Source organism: Streptomyces sp. NPDC031064, assembly GCF_055570965.1.
This window is the reverse complement of sequence record NZ_JBVIGF010000001.1, coordinates 1,243,280-1,259,184: the sequence shown is the minus strand read 5'-3', so window position 1 is coordinate 1,259,184 and position 15,905 is coordinate 1,243,280. Positions and strand designations below refer to the sequence as shown.

14 protein-coding genes are annotated in these 15,905 nt (G+C 72.0%); 1 reads left to right on the top strand and 13 read right to left on the bottom strand.

Annotated elements, in window-relative coordinates:
* Positions 1–18: 18 nt before the first annotated feature.
* On the top strand, positions 19–1,425 hold the full coding sequence (locus tag ACZ46W_RS05335; RefSeq protein ID WP_468331584.1) for an FAD-binding oxidoreductase: 1,407 nt from the start codon (positions 19–21) through the stop codon (positions 1,423–1,425).
* Between the two features lie 15 nt (positions 1,426–1,440).
* Here ACZ46W_RS05335 and ACZ46W_RS05330 read toward each other — a convergent pair whose 3' ends face one another.
* The 13 genes from ACZ46W_RS05330 to ACZ46W_RS05270 form a co-directional block, all read right to left on the bottom strand.
* Positions 1,441–1,974, bottom strand: coding sequence for a quercetin 2,3-dioxygenase (locus ACZ46W_RS05330; protein WP_468331581.1), 534 nt, complete (start codon positions 1,972–1,974; stop codon positions 1,441–1,443).
* A 5-nt stretch (positions 1,975–1,979) separates the two neighbouring features.
* Positions 1,980–2,300, bottom strand: coding sequence for an alpha-amylase (locus ACZ46W_RS05325; RefSeq protein WP_468331578.1), 321 nt, complete (start codon positions 2,298–2,300; stop codon positions 1,980–1,982).
* 240 nt (positions 2,301–2,540) lie between these two features.
* Positions 2,541–2,948: a hypothetical protein gene (locus ACZ46W_RS05320; protein WP_468331575.1), complete on the bottom strand. Its 408-nt coding sequence runs from the start codon at positions 2,946–2,948 to the stop codon at positions 2,541–2,543.
* 110 nt (positions 2,949–3,058) lie between these two features.
* Positions 3,059–3,499 (bottom strand): protein kilB, encoded by a 441-nt coding sequence (locus tag ACZ46W_RS05315; protein ID WP_468331572.1) that lies wholly within the window; start codon positions 3,497–3,499, stop codon positions 3,059–3,061.
* A 71-nt stretch (positions 3,500–3,570) separates the two neighbouring features.
* Positions 3,571–4,284 (bottom strand): 4'-phosphopantetheinyl transferase family protein, encoded by a 714-nt coding sequence (locus ACZ46W_RS05310; protein ID WP_468331569.1) that lies wholly within the window; start codon positions 4,282–4,284, stop codon positions 3,571–3,573.
* Entirely contained in the window at positions 4,281–5,333 is a 1,053-nt protein-coding gene (locus ACZ46W_RS05305; protein ID WP_468331566.1) for a C45 family autoproteolytic acyltransferase/hydolase, read from the bottom strand. Before ACZ46W_RS05305 ends, ACZ46W_RS05310 begins: the two co-directional genes overlap by 4 nt.
* A complete protein-coding gene (locus ACZ46W_RS05300) occupies positions 5,330–5,956 on the bottom strand; it encodes a GNAT family N-acetyltransferase (RefSeq protein ID WP_366129838.1) in 627 nt (208 codons plus the stop codon). The genes ACZ46W_RS05305 and ACZ46W_RS05300 overlap by 4 nt, the downstream gene beginning before the upstream one ends.
* Before the next feature lie 5 nt (positions 5,957–5,961).
* On the bottom strand, positions 5,962–6,312 hold the full coding sequence (locus tag ACZ46W_RS05295; protein WP_468331563.1) for an acyl carrier protein: 351 nt from the start codon (positions 6,310–6,312) through the stop codon (positions 5,962–5,964).
* Positions 6,302–7,825 (bottom strand): AMP-binding protein, encoded by a 1,524-nt coding sequence (locus ACZ46W_RS05290; RefSeq protein ID WP_468331560.1) that lies wholly within the window; start codon positions 7,823–7,825, stop codon positions 6,302–6,304. Before ACZ46W_RS05290 ends, ACZ46W_RS05295 begins: the two co-directional genes overlap by 11 nt.
* The gene (locus ACZ46W_RS05285) at positions 7,822–11,154 is read right to left on the bottom strand and encodes a non-ribosomal peptide synthetase (RefSeq protein WP_468331557.1); all 3,333 of its coding nucleotides are present in this window, start codon (positions 11,152–11,154) and stop codon (positions 7,822–7,824) included. The genes ACZ46W_RS05290 and ACZ46W_RS05285 overlap by 4 nt, the downstream gene beginning before the upstream one ends.
* On the bottom strand, positions 11,151–13,424 hold the full coding sequence (locus ACZ46W_RS05280; RefSeq protein ID WP_468331554.1) for a class I tRNA ligase family protein: 2,274 nt from the start codon (positions 13,422–13,424) through the stop codon (positions 11,151–11,153). The genes ACZ46W_RS05285 and ACZ46W_RS05280 overlap by 4 nt, the downstream gene beginning before the upstream one ends.
* A 1-nt stretch (position 13,425) precedes the next feature.
* A complete protein-coding gene (locus ACZ46W_RS05275; RefSeq protein WP_468331552.1) occupies positions 13,426–14,547 on the bottom strand; it encodes an NAD(P)/FAD-dependent oxidoreductase in 1,122 nt (373 codons plus the stop codon).
* Entirely contained in the window at positions 14,547–15,878 is a 1,332-nt protein-coding gene (locus tag ACZ46W_RS05270; protein WP_468331549.1) for a lysine N(6)-hydroxylase/L-ornithine N(5)-oxygenase family protein, read from the bottom strand. The genes ACZ46W_RS05275 and ACZ46W_RS05270 overlap by 1 nt, the downstream gene beginning before the upstream one ends.
* Positions 15,879–15,905: the final 27 nt, after the last annotated feature.

Genomic DNA, 15,905 nt, shown 5'->3' with positions numbered 1-15,905 from the left:
AATCCCGCGGAGACTGTCATGACCACTCTCGCCGAACAGGCCGTCGGCTCGTTCCGTGACCGGCTCGAAGGGCGGCTCGTCACGCCCGACGACACCGACTACGACCAGGTCCGGTCCCTCTGGAACGGGGCCATCGACCACCGGCCCGCCCTGGTCGCCCGGTGCGCGAGTCCCGAGGACGTCGCCACCGCGCTGGCCTTCGCCCGTGAGGAGCACCTGGAGATCTCCGTACGCGGCGGAGGGCACAGCTTCTCCGGGGCGTCCGTCTGCCCCGACGGGCTGGTCGTCGACCTCGGTGACATGAACCGCGTCGAGGTCGACCCGGACGCGCGCACCGTCCGCTGCGGGGCCGGAGCCACGCTCGCCGAACTGGACGCCGCCACCCAGTCGTACGGCCTTGCCGTGCCCGGCGGCACGGTCAGCCACACCGGTGTCGCCGGCCTGACCCTCGGCGGCGGCATGGGATGGCTGACCCGCCGGCACGGGCTGACCGTCGACAATCTGCTCGCCGCCGACGTGGTGCTCGCCAACGGCGGCTTCGTCCGCGCGAGCGAGGACGAGAACCCGGACCTGTTCTGGGGGCTGCGCGGCGGAGGCGGCAACTTCGGCGTCGTCACCACCTTCACCTTCCGGGCGCACCCGGTCGGTCCCGAGGTCCATGTCGGGCTGTTCTTCTGGGACATGGGTGTGAGCGCCGACGCGCTGCGCCTGTTCGGCCACGTGGTGCCCGGACTGCCGCGCGCCACCGGCGCGTTGATGGGTATCGGCATGAACGCCCCGCCCGAGCCCTTCGTCCCGCAGGAACACCAGGGCAAGCTCGGTCACGCACTGATCGTCGCCGGTTTCGGCACGGCCGAGGAGCACGCCGAGGCGCTCGCCCCGCTCGCCGACGGGGTCCCGCCGCTCTTCGAACTGCGCAGCCCCATGCCGTTCACCGGACTCCAGTGCATGCTGGACGAATCAGCCCCGGTCGGCATCCTCTCCTACGACAAGGGGCTGACGTACTCCGAGCTGAGCGAGGACGTGATCGCCCTGCTGGGGGAGTACGTGCCGCGCAAGACCTCGCCGATGTCGTTCTGCCCCACGTTCCACCTGAGCGGGGCGTACACCGACCCCGACGAGGACGACACCGCCTTCGGCGGGCTGCGCGAGCCCATGTACGTCATGAGCTGCTCCGCCATCAGCCCGGACCCCGACACCCTGATCGCCGACACGGCCTGGGCGCGGGCCCTGTGGACGGAACTGACGCCCCACGCCGCGAACGTCGGCGGCTATGTGAACTTCATGGTCGAGATCGAGGAGGACCGCGTACGCCGGTCCTACGGACCTGAGAAGTACGACCGGCTGGCCCGCGTCAAGGCCACGTACGACCCGGAGAACGTCTTCCACCGCAACGCCAACATCCTTCCTGCCGTCGCGATCTGACGACCCCTGATCGCGTCAGGTCTCGCTGCCGGTCCGCCACTGGTGGTCCGGCAGGAACCGCACGTCGTACCGCTGCGGCACGGTGTGGAACGTGTGCGGCTCCGGCACGTACGGCTGCCGGGGCAGGCCGAGGGTGTGGGTGGGGGTGCCGAGGTTCTCGAAGAACCGCTCGAAGGTGCCGCCGGGGCCGGCGGCCACGCCGACGACGCGGCTGTGGTGGCGTTCGATGCGGTACGCGTGCGGGCAGTTCTTCGGTACGAAGCCGAAGTCGCCGGCGGTCAGCAGCCTTTCGTGCTGCTCGCCCTCCAGGTCCTCCACGAAAAGCCGCACCGCGCCGTCGGTGATGTAGAAGACCTCGTAGGTGTCGGAGTGGACGTGCGCCGGGATGACGTCGCCCTTGGGGCCCTCGACCGTGAAGAAGTTGAAGGTGTTCTCGGTCTGCGCGCCGCCCGCGTAGACGGTGACCAGGTCGGTGAACAGGTGGGCGCGGTCGCCCATGCCCTTCTCGATGAAGTACGGCCTGCCGGGCTCGGCGGGTATCTGTGACATGAATGTCAGGGTACCTGACATAGGCTCACGCCCAGTACGGCGTTGTCCCCGGCGCCGTACCCCGGGAAGGTCACCGTGTCGCCGGGGTTCGCCGTGCGGCACGGGACGGTGCTGCCGTCGCGGTACTCGACGGTGACGTGCTGGGCCGAGTCGCAGGCGTTGGTGACGAACGTGTAGCGCCAGCTCGTCGAGTACTGCACGCACGGCGGCGCCGCTTCCCCGCCGGTGGTCGCCGCACCGGCTCCGGCGGCCTGGGTGAAACAGGCGGCCAGGGCCGTCAGGCCGACCGTAGTGACGCGGATAGTTGAACGAATAAACGGACTCATCGGGATCTTCCCTTCACTTCTCGAACGCTGCGCTGGCGAGCATAAGGAAGGGGAGACGGCCGTCCGAACGGATCCGGCCACCGCCGCGTATGTCGGGACTGTTTCCCGCGGACCCGCCGGCTGCTACGGAGCGGCCCGTTGTATGCGGCGGTGCGCACCGTGGCGGCTCGCGGAAGGCTGGGAAACGACCACCGGGGAACCACCAGGGGGAACCACCACGGGAAACAACCGCCGGGAAACTCAGCGCCAGTACCCTTGCAGCGCCTGGTGGGCGCCGAACGCTTCGATGAAGTTCTGAACCGTTTGGACGTCGTCGAAGGACGCGGATCGCCACTTGTCCTTCCGGCCGTTCCGGTAGGTGAGGTCGACCCATACGGAAAGACTCACCATGGAACTGTCGGAGAAGCTGGATCCGGAGACTCGTAGCGTTATTCCGGCCAGGTCGTAGAAGTCGACGATCGCCAGCGGCTTGCGTTCGCTCGTGTACTCGATGGCGCCGTCAGGCGTGATGACCAGCAGCGGGTCCGGATCGTCCGATGTCCCGCGCAAGAAGCCGGACAGTTTCCCCCGCTTCTTGGTGAAGACCCGCCAATTCGCCGGTACGGGGCCTTGGCGCGCCTGCCAGAGGATCTCTCGCGGATCCGTCATGCCACCTCCGGTGGGGAACCGGGCCGTCCACGGGCCGTGCACGATCAAGAGAAATTGTCCGTCCACCGGTGGCCGGATGCCACTCCGGCGCCTGCCGTCAGCGCCCGTCGTCAGGCCATCGCGCGCCCCGCCGCCGCGACCAGCTCGTCGGTCGCCGCGATGGCGGCCTCCCGGCGGGCCGCCAGGGCGGCGTGGTCGGCGGCGCCCCGTATGTCGAACGCGGCCACGGCGGCCCTGCGGGCCGGTTCGGCGAGGGACGGTGCGAGCACCGAGACCGCGACCAGCGGGGACGTGACGGCGGAGCGGGTCGCGTGGGAGGCCGACCGGGCCGCCTCCAGGGCCTCCCGGCCCGCGCCGTTCAGGCGAAGCTCCTCACGGTGCCACATGGCCCGCCGGTGGTCCCCCAGGGCGGCCACCAGCTCGCCCAGCGCCACGCGCAGCGCCTCCGCCCTCCGTTCGGCACGGGCGGCCCGCTCACCCCGGTACTGCAGCAGCCCGGTGAGCGCGCCGCCCAGAAGCGTGCCGGCCACGGCGATGATGCTGGACCACATCGGAAAGTCCTCCTCGGGAAGCGGCGGTGACGCCGGCGGCCTCGGCGGCCCGCGGCGTCGGGTCGCGACCATCATGGTGCGTGGGGAAGACCCCCGCGGTCCCCGGGCCAGCGACGGACCCCCACCGAGCCCAGGACCACCGGTGCGACGAAGGAGGCCATGGCCGTGGTGGGGGTGCGGGACGTCGGGAGGATGGTGGTGCGGGCGTGCCAGGCGCCCGGGGCGTGGCCCGCTATGCCGCGGAACTCCACCCTGCCGCCGGTCGTGAAGGTCAGGTTCACCGACTTCGCGCCTCGGGCGAGGCCCTGGCCCGTGGCCTTGACCGCCGCCTCCAGGAGGGTCCAGGCCGGGAAGAAGGACTCCGGGGCCGCCTCCGGCGGGAGGTCGGGGACGACGAACGACAGGACGTCGAGCGCCGAGGGGACCGGGCGGATCACCTCCACGTCCACGCCGATGGGCCCGTGGGCCGCCGCGCACAGCAGGAGCAGTCCGTCCGAGCGCGACCAACTGATGTGACGCCCCGGATGGTCCGGCAGGTAGGGCTTCCCGGTGGGGCCGTGGGCGATGCGGACCTCGCACGGCGCCAGCCCCAGCCAGTCCGCCACGAGGTGCCGTACCGTCCGCCTCGTACGCAGGAAGCGGCGCGCCGCCTCCTCGTTCTCGAAGGACTCGAAGCGGCGCGCCTCCTCCTCGGTGAGGCCGCCCGGCCGGTGGTCGAGCAGCCGCGCCGCGTCGGCCGCGTCGAGGTCCACCAGCCAGGCGTCCATCCGTGCCGTGCCGGTCACAGCGTGAAGACCTGCGTCCGGGACAGGGCCGGGTCGCCGGGCCGCAGATGCAGCCGGCCCTCGGCGGGCAGCAGCACCGCCGCGGCCACGGTGCGTTCGGCCCGGATGTCACCCCGGTCGGGGACGCGGATCGGCGGCCGGGAGAGCAGCGCGAAGTGCTCCTCCGGGCCGGCGCCCGCGCCCAGTCCGGCCAGGCCGTCGGTCGCCGCCCGCAGGCGTCGTGTCGACGAGTTGCGCGCGAACACGTTGATCTCGTCGGCCGTCACGAAGTCCGGATGCAGGAAGTGGTTCGTGTGGACCGTCCGTTGCGCCTCGTGGACGCGCAGGTCGTCGTCGAGTACCTCGACCCACAGGGCCCGCTCCCGGTCGCACAGGGTCAGGGAGCGGGAGCTGGCGAGGGGCAGACCGGCGAGGACCTTCAGGGCCTCCTCCACACTGCCCGCCGAGTCCAGGAGGTGACGGATGGCCAGGTACGGTGGCACGCCCGGTTTCCAGTCGCCGCCCAGCACGAGGTTGAGACCCACGGCCAGACCGTCGCTGTTGATGCCGAGATAGCCGAGCAGGCCGCCGAAGCTGAGGACGAGGGAACGGCGCGGCGAGCCCGCGGGCGACACCTCCAGGACGCTGATCACATTGTCCAGGTCGCCGTTCAGATCGACGGTCTGGGCGAGGGCGGGGCCCGCGGGGTCGGACCCCGCGAGCGCCCAGGTCGTGCAGTCACCGGCGGTGGGCACCTTCCGGTAGCCCATGATCTCCCGCCGCAATTGCAGGAGCCACGCCTCGTCCTCGGTGATGCCCGCCCCCGCGGCGAGGCCCGCGACCTCCTCCGCGAGGCCGGGCAGCGCCGCCGTGATCTCGGCCCGGTGCGCGGCGATCGTGGGCCGCAGCCCGTCGAGGGTCACCGGCTCCGGCAGCACCTTGTTCAGCCGGGCGAGCGAGTCCCCGAGGAAGGCCCGCAGCGTTGTCGCGAGTGCCGCACCGTGCGTCCGGCCGACGGTGTACGGGTCACCGGCGGCCCTGACGAAGGGGACGGCCGTGTGCCCGCTCATGCCTCCGGCGCCTTCGGCGTCACCTTCGGCCGCGTCGCCAGCTCCTGCTTCACCCGCGGCCACTCGGCGCGCAGGACGCTGTAGAAGACGGCGTCCCTGCGCCGGCCGCCCGGCATGTAGTTGAAGCTGCGCAGCGTGCCCTCCTCCACGGCACCGATGTTGGAGAGACCGCGCCGAGCCTGGATGTTCAGCACGTCGGTCTTGAACTCCACGCGCTCGGCCCCCAACCGCTCGAAGGCGTGCTCCAGGAGCAGGTACTTCGCCCATCGGTTGATGCCCTGGCCGCGGAAGTCACGCCCGAGCCAGGACCAGCCGATCTCCAGCCGGCGGTCGGCCTCGGCCATGTTGCCGTAGCTCATGCTGCCCGCGACCCGGCCCGACTCCTTGTCCGTGATGACGAACACCACGCGCCGCCCCTCGGCCTGGTCGGCGAGGCCGGTGTCGAAGAACTCCTTGAAGTCGGTCTCGTCCGTCACGGCGGCGACGAAGTAGCGCCAGATGTCCGGGTCCATGGCCACGGCCCGGACCGGCTCACGGTCGGCCTCGGTGACCGGGGCCAGCCGCACTCGGTCGTTCTCCAGAACGGCGGGGGCGTCCGCCGCCCAGTTCGTCTCGATGCCCATGGTGGTCAGACTCCCTTGCCGGTGTGACGGGTCAGTGCGTCGGTGACGTCGCGCAGCGTCTTCATCGCCGCGAGGTCGTGCTCGGTGAAGTGGGCGAGGTCCACGTCGGTGGCCTCGCACACCTCGGTCAGGAAGAGCACCTTGTTGAGCGAGGTCAGCCCGTAGGCGGCGACCATGTCGGCGTCCGGGTCGAGTGCCTCGGGGGCCACCTCGGGGGTGAGCACGGCCGAGAGCTGCTCGCGGGCGGCCGCGTCGACGGCGGTACGGACGTCTTCGGTGCGGATGTCCTCGGTGCGGATGTCCTCGGTACGGGCGTCTTCGGTACGGGCGTCTTCGGTTCGCGTGTCAGTGCGCATGGATGCCTTCCGTGCTGTCGTGTACGGCGGTGTGGTGGGCGGCGAGGATCTGTCGCCGCTTCGGCTTGTACTGGGAGGTGAGCAGCCCGTTCTCGATGCTGAACGGGGTGTCCGCGACGACGACCCGGCTGATCCGCTCGTCCCCGGAGAGCGAGGCGTTGGCCAGGGCGAGCCGGGCCGCGATGGCGTCCCGGTCGGCGGGCACCGACGCCGGCGAGACGACGGCGACCAATTCGGTCTGGGCGGGGCAGAACACGACGCACTCGGCGATCGCCGGGTCCGCCTTCATCCGCTCCTCGATCGGCCGGACGACGACCTTCTTGCCGTTGTCGAGGACGATCACGTCGTCGGCCCGGCCGAGGATGTAGAGGAACCCGTCCTCGTCGAGCCGGCCGAGGTCCCCGGTCCGCACGGTGCCGTCGGGTTCGAAGATCCGCTCCGAGTCGCCCGGCCTGGCGTACGCGTAATGGGTGTTGACGGGGTACTCGCTGCGCACCCGGACGAGTCCGTCGTCGCCGATCAGCACCTGCTTGCCGGACAGCACCCGGCCGACGCTGCCCTCCCGGTTCGCGCCCGGGTGGTTCTTGGCGACGATGCACGTCTCGTTGAGCCCGTACCCCTCGTAGATGGGCAGGCCCGCCTCCGTGAAGAAGCGCAGCGTCTCCGGGTTCGCGGGCGCCGAGCCGGTCCACAGGTAGCGGATCCGGTCACCGAACACGGCCCGCGCGGCCTCTTCGGGCCGGTTGCCGTCCTTGCCCCGCGCGAGCCGGGCCTCGATCTGCCGCTTCGCCGTCTCGTAGAGGGCGGGCACCCCCATCACCACGGTGGGCCGCACCCGGCGCAGCGCCGCGAAGGCCGCCTCGTACGTGGTGATCGTGACGTCGTGGCCGTGCAGCAGCGCCGAGTAGACCCAGTAGCGCTGCTGGAGCAGGGACAGCGGCAGGAACACGAAGAGGTTGTCGTCCGGCTTGTGCGCGAAGATCTCCTGCACGGCGGCGAGCGAGCTGTTGATGCTGCCCGCCGTCGCACCGAGCCCCTTCGGCTCACCGGTGCTCCCGGAGGTGAACTTGATGGTGGTCACCTCACGCGGACCCCACGACACGGGCGGCAGCGGAGCCTCGCCGGCCGCCCCGGCCTCGGACGCGGCCCGCACCTCCTCCATCGACACCGCACCCGGTATGTCCGCCGCGCGGTCCGTGAACAGCAGCGTGAGCCCGTAACGCCTCATCAGCTCGGCCGTCGGCTCGAACTTGCCGGGCTCGAACCCGGCCGTCTCCGCCTTCAGCCGCAGTGCCGCGAGGTCGAGCAGCACCCACTCCAGGCAGTTCGCCGCGAGGATGCCGATCCGGTCGCCCGGGCCGATCCCGCGGCCGCGCAGCCACCGGGCCACCCGGCCGGCCCGCTCGTACAGCTCACCGAGCGGCAGGCTCTCCGAGCCGACCAGGCGGGCGAAGGTGATCCGGCCGGCGAGCGGGGGCGAGCCGATCACGCGGTCCAGCAGGTTCTCCGTCATCGCTGTGTGCCCTCCGGTGTCCGCGTGCCCTTCGCCACCACGGGCGCCATGGCACGGACCGTCTCCAGCTCCGCGAACTCGTCCAGGGTCAGCGACACACCGAACCTCTTCCGGACGGCCGTCAGAATCCGCGCCGCCGCGATGGAGTCGCCGCCGAGCGAGGCCAGGCCGCTGTTCACACCGACGCTCTCCCGGCGCAGCACCGACGCCCAGATCTCCACCAGCGCCCGCTCGGTGTCGTCCGCGGGCCCGTTGTCCGCGCCCGGAGCACCCGGACCGGGCGGCTCCTCCTCGTCCACGGGAATCCGCGCGAGCTTCGACCGGTCGACCTTGCCGTTACGGGTCAGCGGCAGCTCGTCGTGCCACACGAAGACCGACGGCACCATGTAGTCCGGCAGATCGGCGCGCAGCCCCGTGCGCAGCTCCGCCGCCGACGGCCGGCCGGCCCCGCTGGGCACCAGGTGCGCCACGAGCCGGTCGCCACGGGCCCCCGGTACCCCGGCGACCACCGCCTTGCCGACCCCGTCGAGGGCCACGAGCCGGGTCTCGACCTCGCCCGCCTCGATGCGGTAGCCGTTGACCTTGATCTGGAAGTCGCCGCGGCCCAGGATCGCGATCTCACCGTTCGGGAGGTAACGGCCCAGGTCGCCCGTGCGGTACATCCGCTCGCCGCGGGCCTCGTCGAGGAAGAACCGCTCGGCGGTGCGCTCCTCGTCGCGCCAGTAGCCGCGCGCGAGACCGGTGCCCGCCGCGCAGATCTCGCCGGTCACCCAGTCCGGCGCGTCGAGCCCGTCCGCGTCCAGGACGTACGCCCGGTTGTTGGCGTTGGGCCTGCCGTACGGGATGGACTCGCTGCCGTCCTCGTCGGCGCCCACCGGGTGCAGGATGTTCCAGATCGTCGTCTCGGTCGGCCCGCCCAGCGACACCACGTCCAGCGCCGGCTTGAGGCGCCGCAGCGCGGCGGGCAGCGCGGGCGGGACGCGGTCGCCGCTCATCATCACGAGCCGCAGCTCCGGGGGCACCTCGGCCTGGGCGACGGCCTGGTCGTGCAGCAGGTTGACGATCGCGGGCACCGAGTTCCACACGCTGACCCCGAACCGGCGGCACAGGTCCAGCCAGTGCGCGGGGTCGACCGCCTTGTCCCGGTCCGGCATGACCAGCGCCGCCCCCGCGGACAGCGCGCCGAACACGTCCCACACCGACAGGTCGAAGTTGAACGCGCTGATCGCGAAGAACCGGTCCGATGCGGCGATGCCGAACCGCTCGTGGCAGTCGGCGACGACGTTGGCCACATTCAGGTGGCTGACCATCACGCCCTTGGGCGCGCCGGTCGTACCCGACGTGTACAGCACGTACGCCAGGTCCTCAGGGCCGGAGTCCGGCAGCCGCTCCGGCACCCGGACCGGGTCACCGGCCGGCGGGGCGGTCACATCGAGCGGCAGCACCTCGCGCTCGCCGTCCGGGTCGGTCCACCCGGCGTTCGTCAGGACGTGGCGCACCCGCCCGTCGCGCAGCATGTACTCCTGCCGCGCGGCCGGAAGGCCCGCGTCCACGGGCAGGTACGCCCCGCCCGCGAGCACCGTCGCCAGGATGCCGACGATCTGCTCCGGTCCCCGGTGCATGACCAGACCCACCAGTTCGTCCCGCGCCACGCCCCGCTCCCGCAGCCAGGCCGCGGCACGCGCCGCCCGGTCGAGGAGCTCCCCGTACGTCACCGTGCCCGACGACGTGAGGATCGCGGCCGCGTCCGGCGCACTGCGGGCCCGGGCGACGAAGTCGTCACCGAGCATCGTCCGCGGCAGCGGCACGGCCGTGTCGTTGGCGGCCGCGCGCCGCGCCCGCTGTTCGGGGGGCAGCAGGTCGAAGGAGTGCCGGGCCCACGCCTCGTCGTCCGTGAGCGCTTCGAGGAGGGTGCCGAAGCCGTGCGCGAGGGCGTCGAGCAGGCCCTCGGGGAACAGCTCGTCGATCCCGTCCAACTGCACGACGAGCCCGCCGTGCTGTTCCATCGCGAACGCGTTCAGCCACACTTGGGGGGTCTGGCTGACCGTGAACACCTCGGTCCCGAACAGCTCCAGCGCGGACCCGTCGGCATCCCCGTGCCCGATGGCGCTGTTGAACGTGAACGGCATCCGGGCGCCCGCCACACCCCCGCGCCGCCGTGCCAGCTCCTGCATCACCTCGATACCGGAGAAGTGGCGGTGGTCCAGATCGCTGCGCAGCCTGGTCTGGAGCGCCCGGGCCCGCTCCTCGAACGTCACCGAGCGGTCCACGTCCGCCTCGACGAGCATCGTGTCGGAGAACTGCCCGATCGCGTACGGCATCTGCGGGTGGATCGGCGGCCGGTTCGCGACGGTCGTCGTCAGCGTGAACCGCCGGCCCGCGCCCCACGCCGACAGGGCCTCCGCGTAGGCGGCGAACACCACGGCCGACGGGGTCAGTCCGGCGTTCGCGGCACGCTTCTTCAGCGCCGACCACGCGGGTGCGTCGAGCCGCACCGCGCGCTGCGTGAACCTGGAGGACGTCAGCGCCGACGGGCTCGTGGCGAGTGGCAGGTCCGGGTGCGGGGCGAGGTCGTCGACCCGGGCGAGCCAGTAGTCGCGCGAGCGCCGGGCGACGGCCTTGCCACGGTGTGCCTCGACGGCCGCGATGTACTCCTCGTACGGCAGCTCGTCGGTGGCGGGCGCGCGGCCCGTGTCGTACGCCTGCCACCAGGCGCGGAAGAACAGGAACATGCTCAAGCCGTCCATGACGAGCCCGTCATGGCTGACGTGGAGCACCATCCGGTCGTCCGCGAGGATCGTCACCTCGGCGGCGATCAGGGGAACCCGGTCGGCGGGGAGGATCCGGTGCGAGCGCTTCTCGCGCAGCTCCGCCAGGATCCGCTCCTGGGCCTTCGGGGTCTCCCGGCGCAGGTCCAGCCGCTCGATGCGCGGCCCGTACGGCGTGTACTCGGTGATCTGACGCTCGTCGGACGCGAACCGCGACCGCAGCGCGCTGTGCGCGTCGACGACCGCCTCCAGCGCCGTCTGGAGCCGGCCCACGTCCCACACGCCCTCGATCTCGTGGTACACGTGGCTCGCCACGTCCCCGATCTCGAAGATGCCGCTGCGGCCCAGCAGATAGCTGCGCTGGAGCGGGGACAGCGGGAAACCGGCCGTGAGCTGCTCCTTGGTCAGGTGCGCGATCAGCTCCGCCTTCACGCTCTTCACCCGGGCGATGAACTCGGCGTCCATCCGGGCCCGGTCGCCGTGCAGCCGCAGGTCGTCTCCGGCCAGGCCGCAGGTCAGGCCCCGTGCGGCGATCTCGCGCAGCACATCCGTGTACGTCATGACGCGTCCGCCTCGCGCAGCGCGGCGACGGCGGCCGGCTCGGCGCGCTCCTCGATCAGGGCGGCCAGCGCGGTCAGCCCGGTGGCGCCCAGCAGCTCGTCCACGGCGACGTCGACGTCCAGCTCGTCGAGGATGCGGTACTGCACGGTCACCGCCTGGAGGGAACTCATGGCGAGGTCGGCCGGCGGCCGGTCCTCGATGGCCTCATCGTCGGGCAGTTGCAGCGCGCCGCGCACGACGCCCGCGAGCCACGGCAGCACCGGGGACGCACCGGACGCGGGCGCCCGGGTCGCACCGGCCGGACGGAAGAACACGGCGTCGTCGAGGCTGATCGCGGAGCCCGGCGCGACGAGTTCCACGGCCCGCGGCCACGCGGTGGGCTCCGGCATGCCGAGCGCGGCCGCGAGCCGGCCCGCGAAGCGCGGCATCACCGGTGCCGCCGCGTGTGCCAGCAGCCGCGCCGCCGCCAGTTCCAGCGCGATCGCGGTACGGGTCTCCGACTCCCAGCCGGTGACCTGGCCGAGCCGGCCCTCCTGGCGGGAGAAGCGGACGGTGTCCTCGACGATCCCGTCGAGCTCGGCCGCCGCCTGGTTCAGCGAGAAGCCGTCGGAGCGCAGCGCGCCCGTGACCGCGTCGAGCCGGGCGCCGAGCCGGGCGAGGAACGCCGTGTGCTCCGGCGTCCAGTTCCCGGCGTCGGGCGCCGTACCGTCGTAGTGCTTGGCGACCCGGGTGCCCAGGTCGTTCAGCCAGCTCTGCCAGGTACCGATCAGGGTCTCGTCCAGCACCGACTCGTACGCCTCGCGCGTGAAGTCGGTGCGGCGGCCCTCGGGGCGGGTGCGCGAGAGGAAGTAGCGCACCGCGTCCACGGAGTCCGGGCCGAGGATCTCCTTGCCCCAGATCGCGTGCCGCCTGCTGGTGGAGAACTTGGCGCCCTCCAGTGTGTAGAACTCGTTGACGTGGTAGTCGATGTCGGGGTTCCAGCCGGGGAACGCCAGTTGGTACAGCGCCGGATACAGCACACCGTGGTAGAAGCTGTTGTCGTAGCCGAAGAAGTGGACGATCTTCCAGTCCCGGTGCGGTTCGGCGGCCCGCCACTCCTCGCCGATCCGGGCGCCGAGCGACTGGATGCCGTGCAGGAACCCGTAGGACATCTCGGGCCACACCCAGATGACCTGACCGTCGACATCGCCCTCGGCGGGCGGCACGCCCCAGTCGGAGGGGTGGGTGACAGGGATGTCGAGGCGGTCGCGGCGGAACAGCCGGTCGGCCAGCTCCCGCACCCGCGCGGGGACCCGGCCGAGCCGGTGGTGCGCGGCGACCCGGTCGCGGAACGCGTGCAGCGGAAGCGACCAGCGGGCCGCGGGCGTCCGGCGCGGCGCCGCGTCCGACACTCCGGAGACCGGCTCGCCGAGGTCGACGACCGTGTTGGGCTCCCCGCACTCCTCGCAGATGTTGCCGCCCGTGCCCGAACCGCAGCCCGGGCACAGGCCCTTGACGTCGACCTCGTACAGGTACTGGCCGGTCGTCGAGTCGAACAGGGCGTCGTGCTCCTCGACCTTCACCTCACCGGACGCGACGACGCGCGAGAAGAAGTCGCGCAGGCCGTCGCGGTAACCCTCGGCGGTGTCCGTCACCGTGTACTGGTCGAGGGGGATGTCCATCAGCTCCAGCGTCCGCTCGATCTCCGCGCTGTAGTGCGCGGCGGTCTCGGCGGGGGTGCGGCCGTCCCGGCGGGCGGCGGCCACCACATAGCTCTGGTAGTCGTCGCTGCCCGTCAGGTGCCAGGCCCGCGTGCCGTTCATGCGCTGGAACCGCACGAACGCGTCCGCGCCCAGGTACGGGCCCGACAGGTGCCCGAGGTGGAGATCCCCGTTGGGCGTCGGGGGAGTGGAGAACACGAACACGGGCCGCTCGCCGAACGTGGCGCGTTCCCCGTCCCTCGCGGCGACGAGGGCACGCCCGGCGTCGCGCCAGTACTGCGTGAGGAACACCAGGTCCGTGTCGCCGGTGTTCGTCAGCACGTGCGACTCGAACGGCTCGAACAGGACGACGGTGCCCGGCCCGGCCGGATGCCGCTCGCCGTCCACCTCGAACTCGCCGTGACCGGCGACGATCACGAAGAACTCCGTCTCGTCGTGGTGGTGGCTGTCGGAGGAACGGCCCGGGGCGACACGGCCCCAGCCGGCGCCGACCCCGATGCCGTCGATGGAGCTCATGTCGATCCCGAACGCCTCCTGGAGGACTCCGGGGTCGTAGGTATTGATGATCACGTCAATGTCCTTTCGAAGGCGCGGGGGAAGCGGGCGCGAGGGAGGCGGACGAGCGGGAGGGGAGCGCGCGGGAGGGAAGCGCGAGCGCGGCGAGGACGTCACCCGCCACGGCCGGTGCGAGGCGGTACCCGGAGCCGCTGGCGGCGCCCGCGAACACCACGCGTCCGTCGTCGGTGACCGGCTGGACCAGCGGGGCGCAATCCGGCCCGTACGCGTCACAGAAGACCCGGCCCGACACGCGCTCGCCGGCGAGCTCCGGCGCGTAGCGGCCCAGCAGCTCCAGCGCCTCGGCGCGGTGCGCGGGCGACAGGCCGGGGCCCGCGGTCCGCGGGGTGACGTCCCACTCCTGGCAGGTGTAGCTGAACAGCCAGTGGCCCCGGTGGTGCAGCGGCAGCAGGAAGGCGTCCTGGTCGTGGAAGACCACGACCCGGTCGTCCGGCCGGGGCGTCCGCTCGATGTGCAGGGCGACGATCTTCTTCACGCGCGCCCCGAGCGGCCGTACGAGGTCCGCCCAGGCCGGCTCGTCCAGCCACGGCCCGGGGGCGAGGACGACCTGACGCGCGGTCAGGGTGTCGCCGGTGCCGAGCGCCAGCCGCACGTCGTCCGCGCCGGGGTCGACGCCGGTCACCGGGGTGGCCTCGCGGAAGTCGGCCCGGGGGCGGAGCTCCACGGCGAGCGCCTGCGTCAGGGCGGCGACGTCCGCGTACTGGCAGCCGTCACCGTCCCAGGCCGCGTGGCCGTCCGGCACCCGGGCGATGCCGCCCGGCACCGCCTCGACCCGGCGCAGCCGCGCCTCCGGCAGGTACACCTCCGCGAGCTCGTCGCGCGCCGACTCCCGGGCCACGACCGTCATGCCGACCGGGTGGATGGGCAGATCGGGCCGCTCGGCCTTGAGCGCCGCGTAGTACCGCTGGCTCTCGGACGCCATGGCCCGCACCCGGGCCGACGCGCCGCGCGGGAAGTGCAGCCCGGCCGACCTGCGGGTCGCGCCACTGGCGATCAGGTCCCGGTCGAGCACGGTCACCCGCGTCCTGGGCGCCTCGTCGAGGATCCGGCGCGCGATCAGGCAGCCGAGCACCCCGGCACCGACCACCGCCACGTCCGTGTCCGTGGCGCGCCCCATCACGCGCTCCACCGGGACTGCGCTCCGGGGGCGACGGCCTTGGTGGACCACTCGATGAACGAGGCGAGCTGCTCGTCGCTGCGCACCCCGCACAGCCGGTCGGCGATGCGCCTGCTGCGCCAGGCGTTGAGGCTGAGGTTGGGGTCGGCCAGGCCGCGCTGGCCCCGTGCCGCGTTCTGCACGAAGATCCGCCGGTTGCTCGGCCCGTCCCACAGCACCGCGTAGTCCTCGTCGATGCGCAGCTCGTCACCGTCGCGCTCCAGCCGGTCGGCGATCGGCGCGAGGAAGTCCGTGCGGGCCGGGCGGAAACCGGTCGCCCAGATCACCGTGTCCGCCTCGTACAGCTCGGCGGCGTCCGGCTCGTCGTTGTGCCGCGCGGCGACCTCCCACCCGCCGTACGGCCCGGCGGTGACCGAGGTGACCTCACGGTTGGGGTGCAGACCCACGAGGTCCGGCCTGCCCTCGATGAACCGGTGCACGTAGATGCTCTGGTAGATGTCCCGCAGGGTCGACTCGGAGACGCCGTCGCTGGTGAGGATGTGCTGGGCGTTGAACGCCTCGCGGGCCTCACGCCGAAGACCGTAGAAGTAGTCGGCGAAGGAGGGCATGTAGTAGTCGTTGGTGAACGGCGAGTCGTCGATGGGGAAGTAGTTGCGGCGCCGCGATATCCACGACACCCGGCGCGGCAGGCCGGCCGCGGGCCGCGAGATCAGATCGAGGACCGCCTCGGCGCCGGACTGGCCGCCGCCCACGACGACGACCCGCTTGCCCGCGAGGTCCCGGGCCATGTCCATGTACTGGCCGACGTGGAACTGCGTCGGGCCGAGCTGGTCGCGCACCTGCTCCGGCAGCCACGGCTCACTGCCGACACCCAGGACCACGTTGTCCGCCGTGACGGTACGGCGGTCCGTGCGCACCCTGAACACGCCGTCGTGGAAGTCCACCTCCAGGACGCTCTCGCCGAAGGCGAGGTTCTCGTTGCGGCGGCTCGCCCAGGCCAGGTAGTTGCGGAACTCCATCCTGGGTACGTCGTCGAACCGGGCGTTCAGGAAGTGGTACACGCGGCCCTGGTCGTGCAGATAGCTCAGGAACGAGAAGGGGCTGCGCGGGTCGGCGAGACTCACCAGGTCCTTGAACATGGAGACCTGGAGGGTGCTGCCGGGCATCTGCTGGCCGTCGTGCCAGGTGAAGGACTCCTTGCGGTCGATGAACAGATTCGGCATGTCGGGCAGGCCGTGCAGCAGTGAGGCCAGGCTCAGGTTGGCCGGCCCCACGCCGACGCCGACGCATCGGTAGTGCGCCGGTACGGACCGGATGTGGTCGTGCCCCATGGTCGTACCTCTCCTTAGTGCGGTGGG

Bases quoted from the DNA above. Each gene is read 5' to 3' on its own strand.
- ACZ46W_RS05300 (WP_366129838.1), bottom strand. From the start codon at position 5,956: ATGGGCATCGAGACGAACTGGGCGGCGGACGCCCCCGCCGTTCTGGAG.
- ACZ46W_RS05270 (WP_468331549.1), bottom strand. From the start codon at position 15,878: ATGGGGCACGACCACATCCGGTCCGTACCGGCGCACTACCGATGCGTC.
- ACZ46W_RS05295 (WP_468331563.1), bottom strand. From the start codon at position 6,312: ATGCGCACTGACACGCGAACCGAAGACGCCCGTACCGAAGACGCCCGT.
- ACZ46W_RS05325 (WP_468331578.1), bottom strand. From the start codon at position 2,300: ATGAGTCCGTTTATTCGTTCAACTATCCGCGTCACTACGGTCGGCCTG.
- ACZ46W_RS05315 (WP_468331572.1), bottom strand. From the start codon at position 3,499: ATGTGGTCCAGCATCATCGCCGTGGCCGGCACGCTTCTGGGCGGCGCG.
- ACZ46W_RS05285 (WP_468331557.1), bottom strand. From the start codon at position 11,154: ATGACGTACACGGATGTGCTGCGCGAGATCGCCGCACGGGGCCTGACC.
- ACZ46W_RS05320 (WP_468331575.1), bottom strand. From the start codon at position 2,948: ATGACGGATCCGCGAGAGATCCTCTGGCAGGCGCGCCAAGGCCCCGTA.
- ACZ46W_RS05335 (WP_468331584.1), top strand. From the start codon at position 19: ATGACCACTCTCGCCGAACAGGCCGTCGGCTCGTTCCGTGACCGGCTC.
- ACZ46W_RS05275 (WP_468331552.1), bottom strand. From the start codon at position 14,547: ATGGGGCGCGCCACGGACACGGACGTGGCGGTGGTCGGTGCCGGGGTG.
- ACZ46W_RS05305 (WP_468331566.1), bottom strand. From the start codon at position 5,333: ATGAGCGGGCACACGGCCGTCCCCTTCGTCAGGGCCGCCGGTGACCCG.
- ACZ46W_RS05290 (WP_468331560.1), bottom strand. From the start codon at position 7,825: ATGACGGAGAACCTGCTGGACCGCGTGATCGGCTCGCCCCCGCTCGCC.
- ACZ46W_RS05330 (WP_468331581.1), bottom strand. From the start codon at position 1,974: ATGTCACAGATACCCGCCGAGCCCGGCAGGCCGTACTTCATCGAGAAG.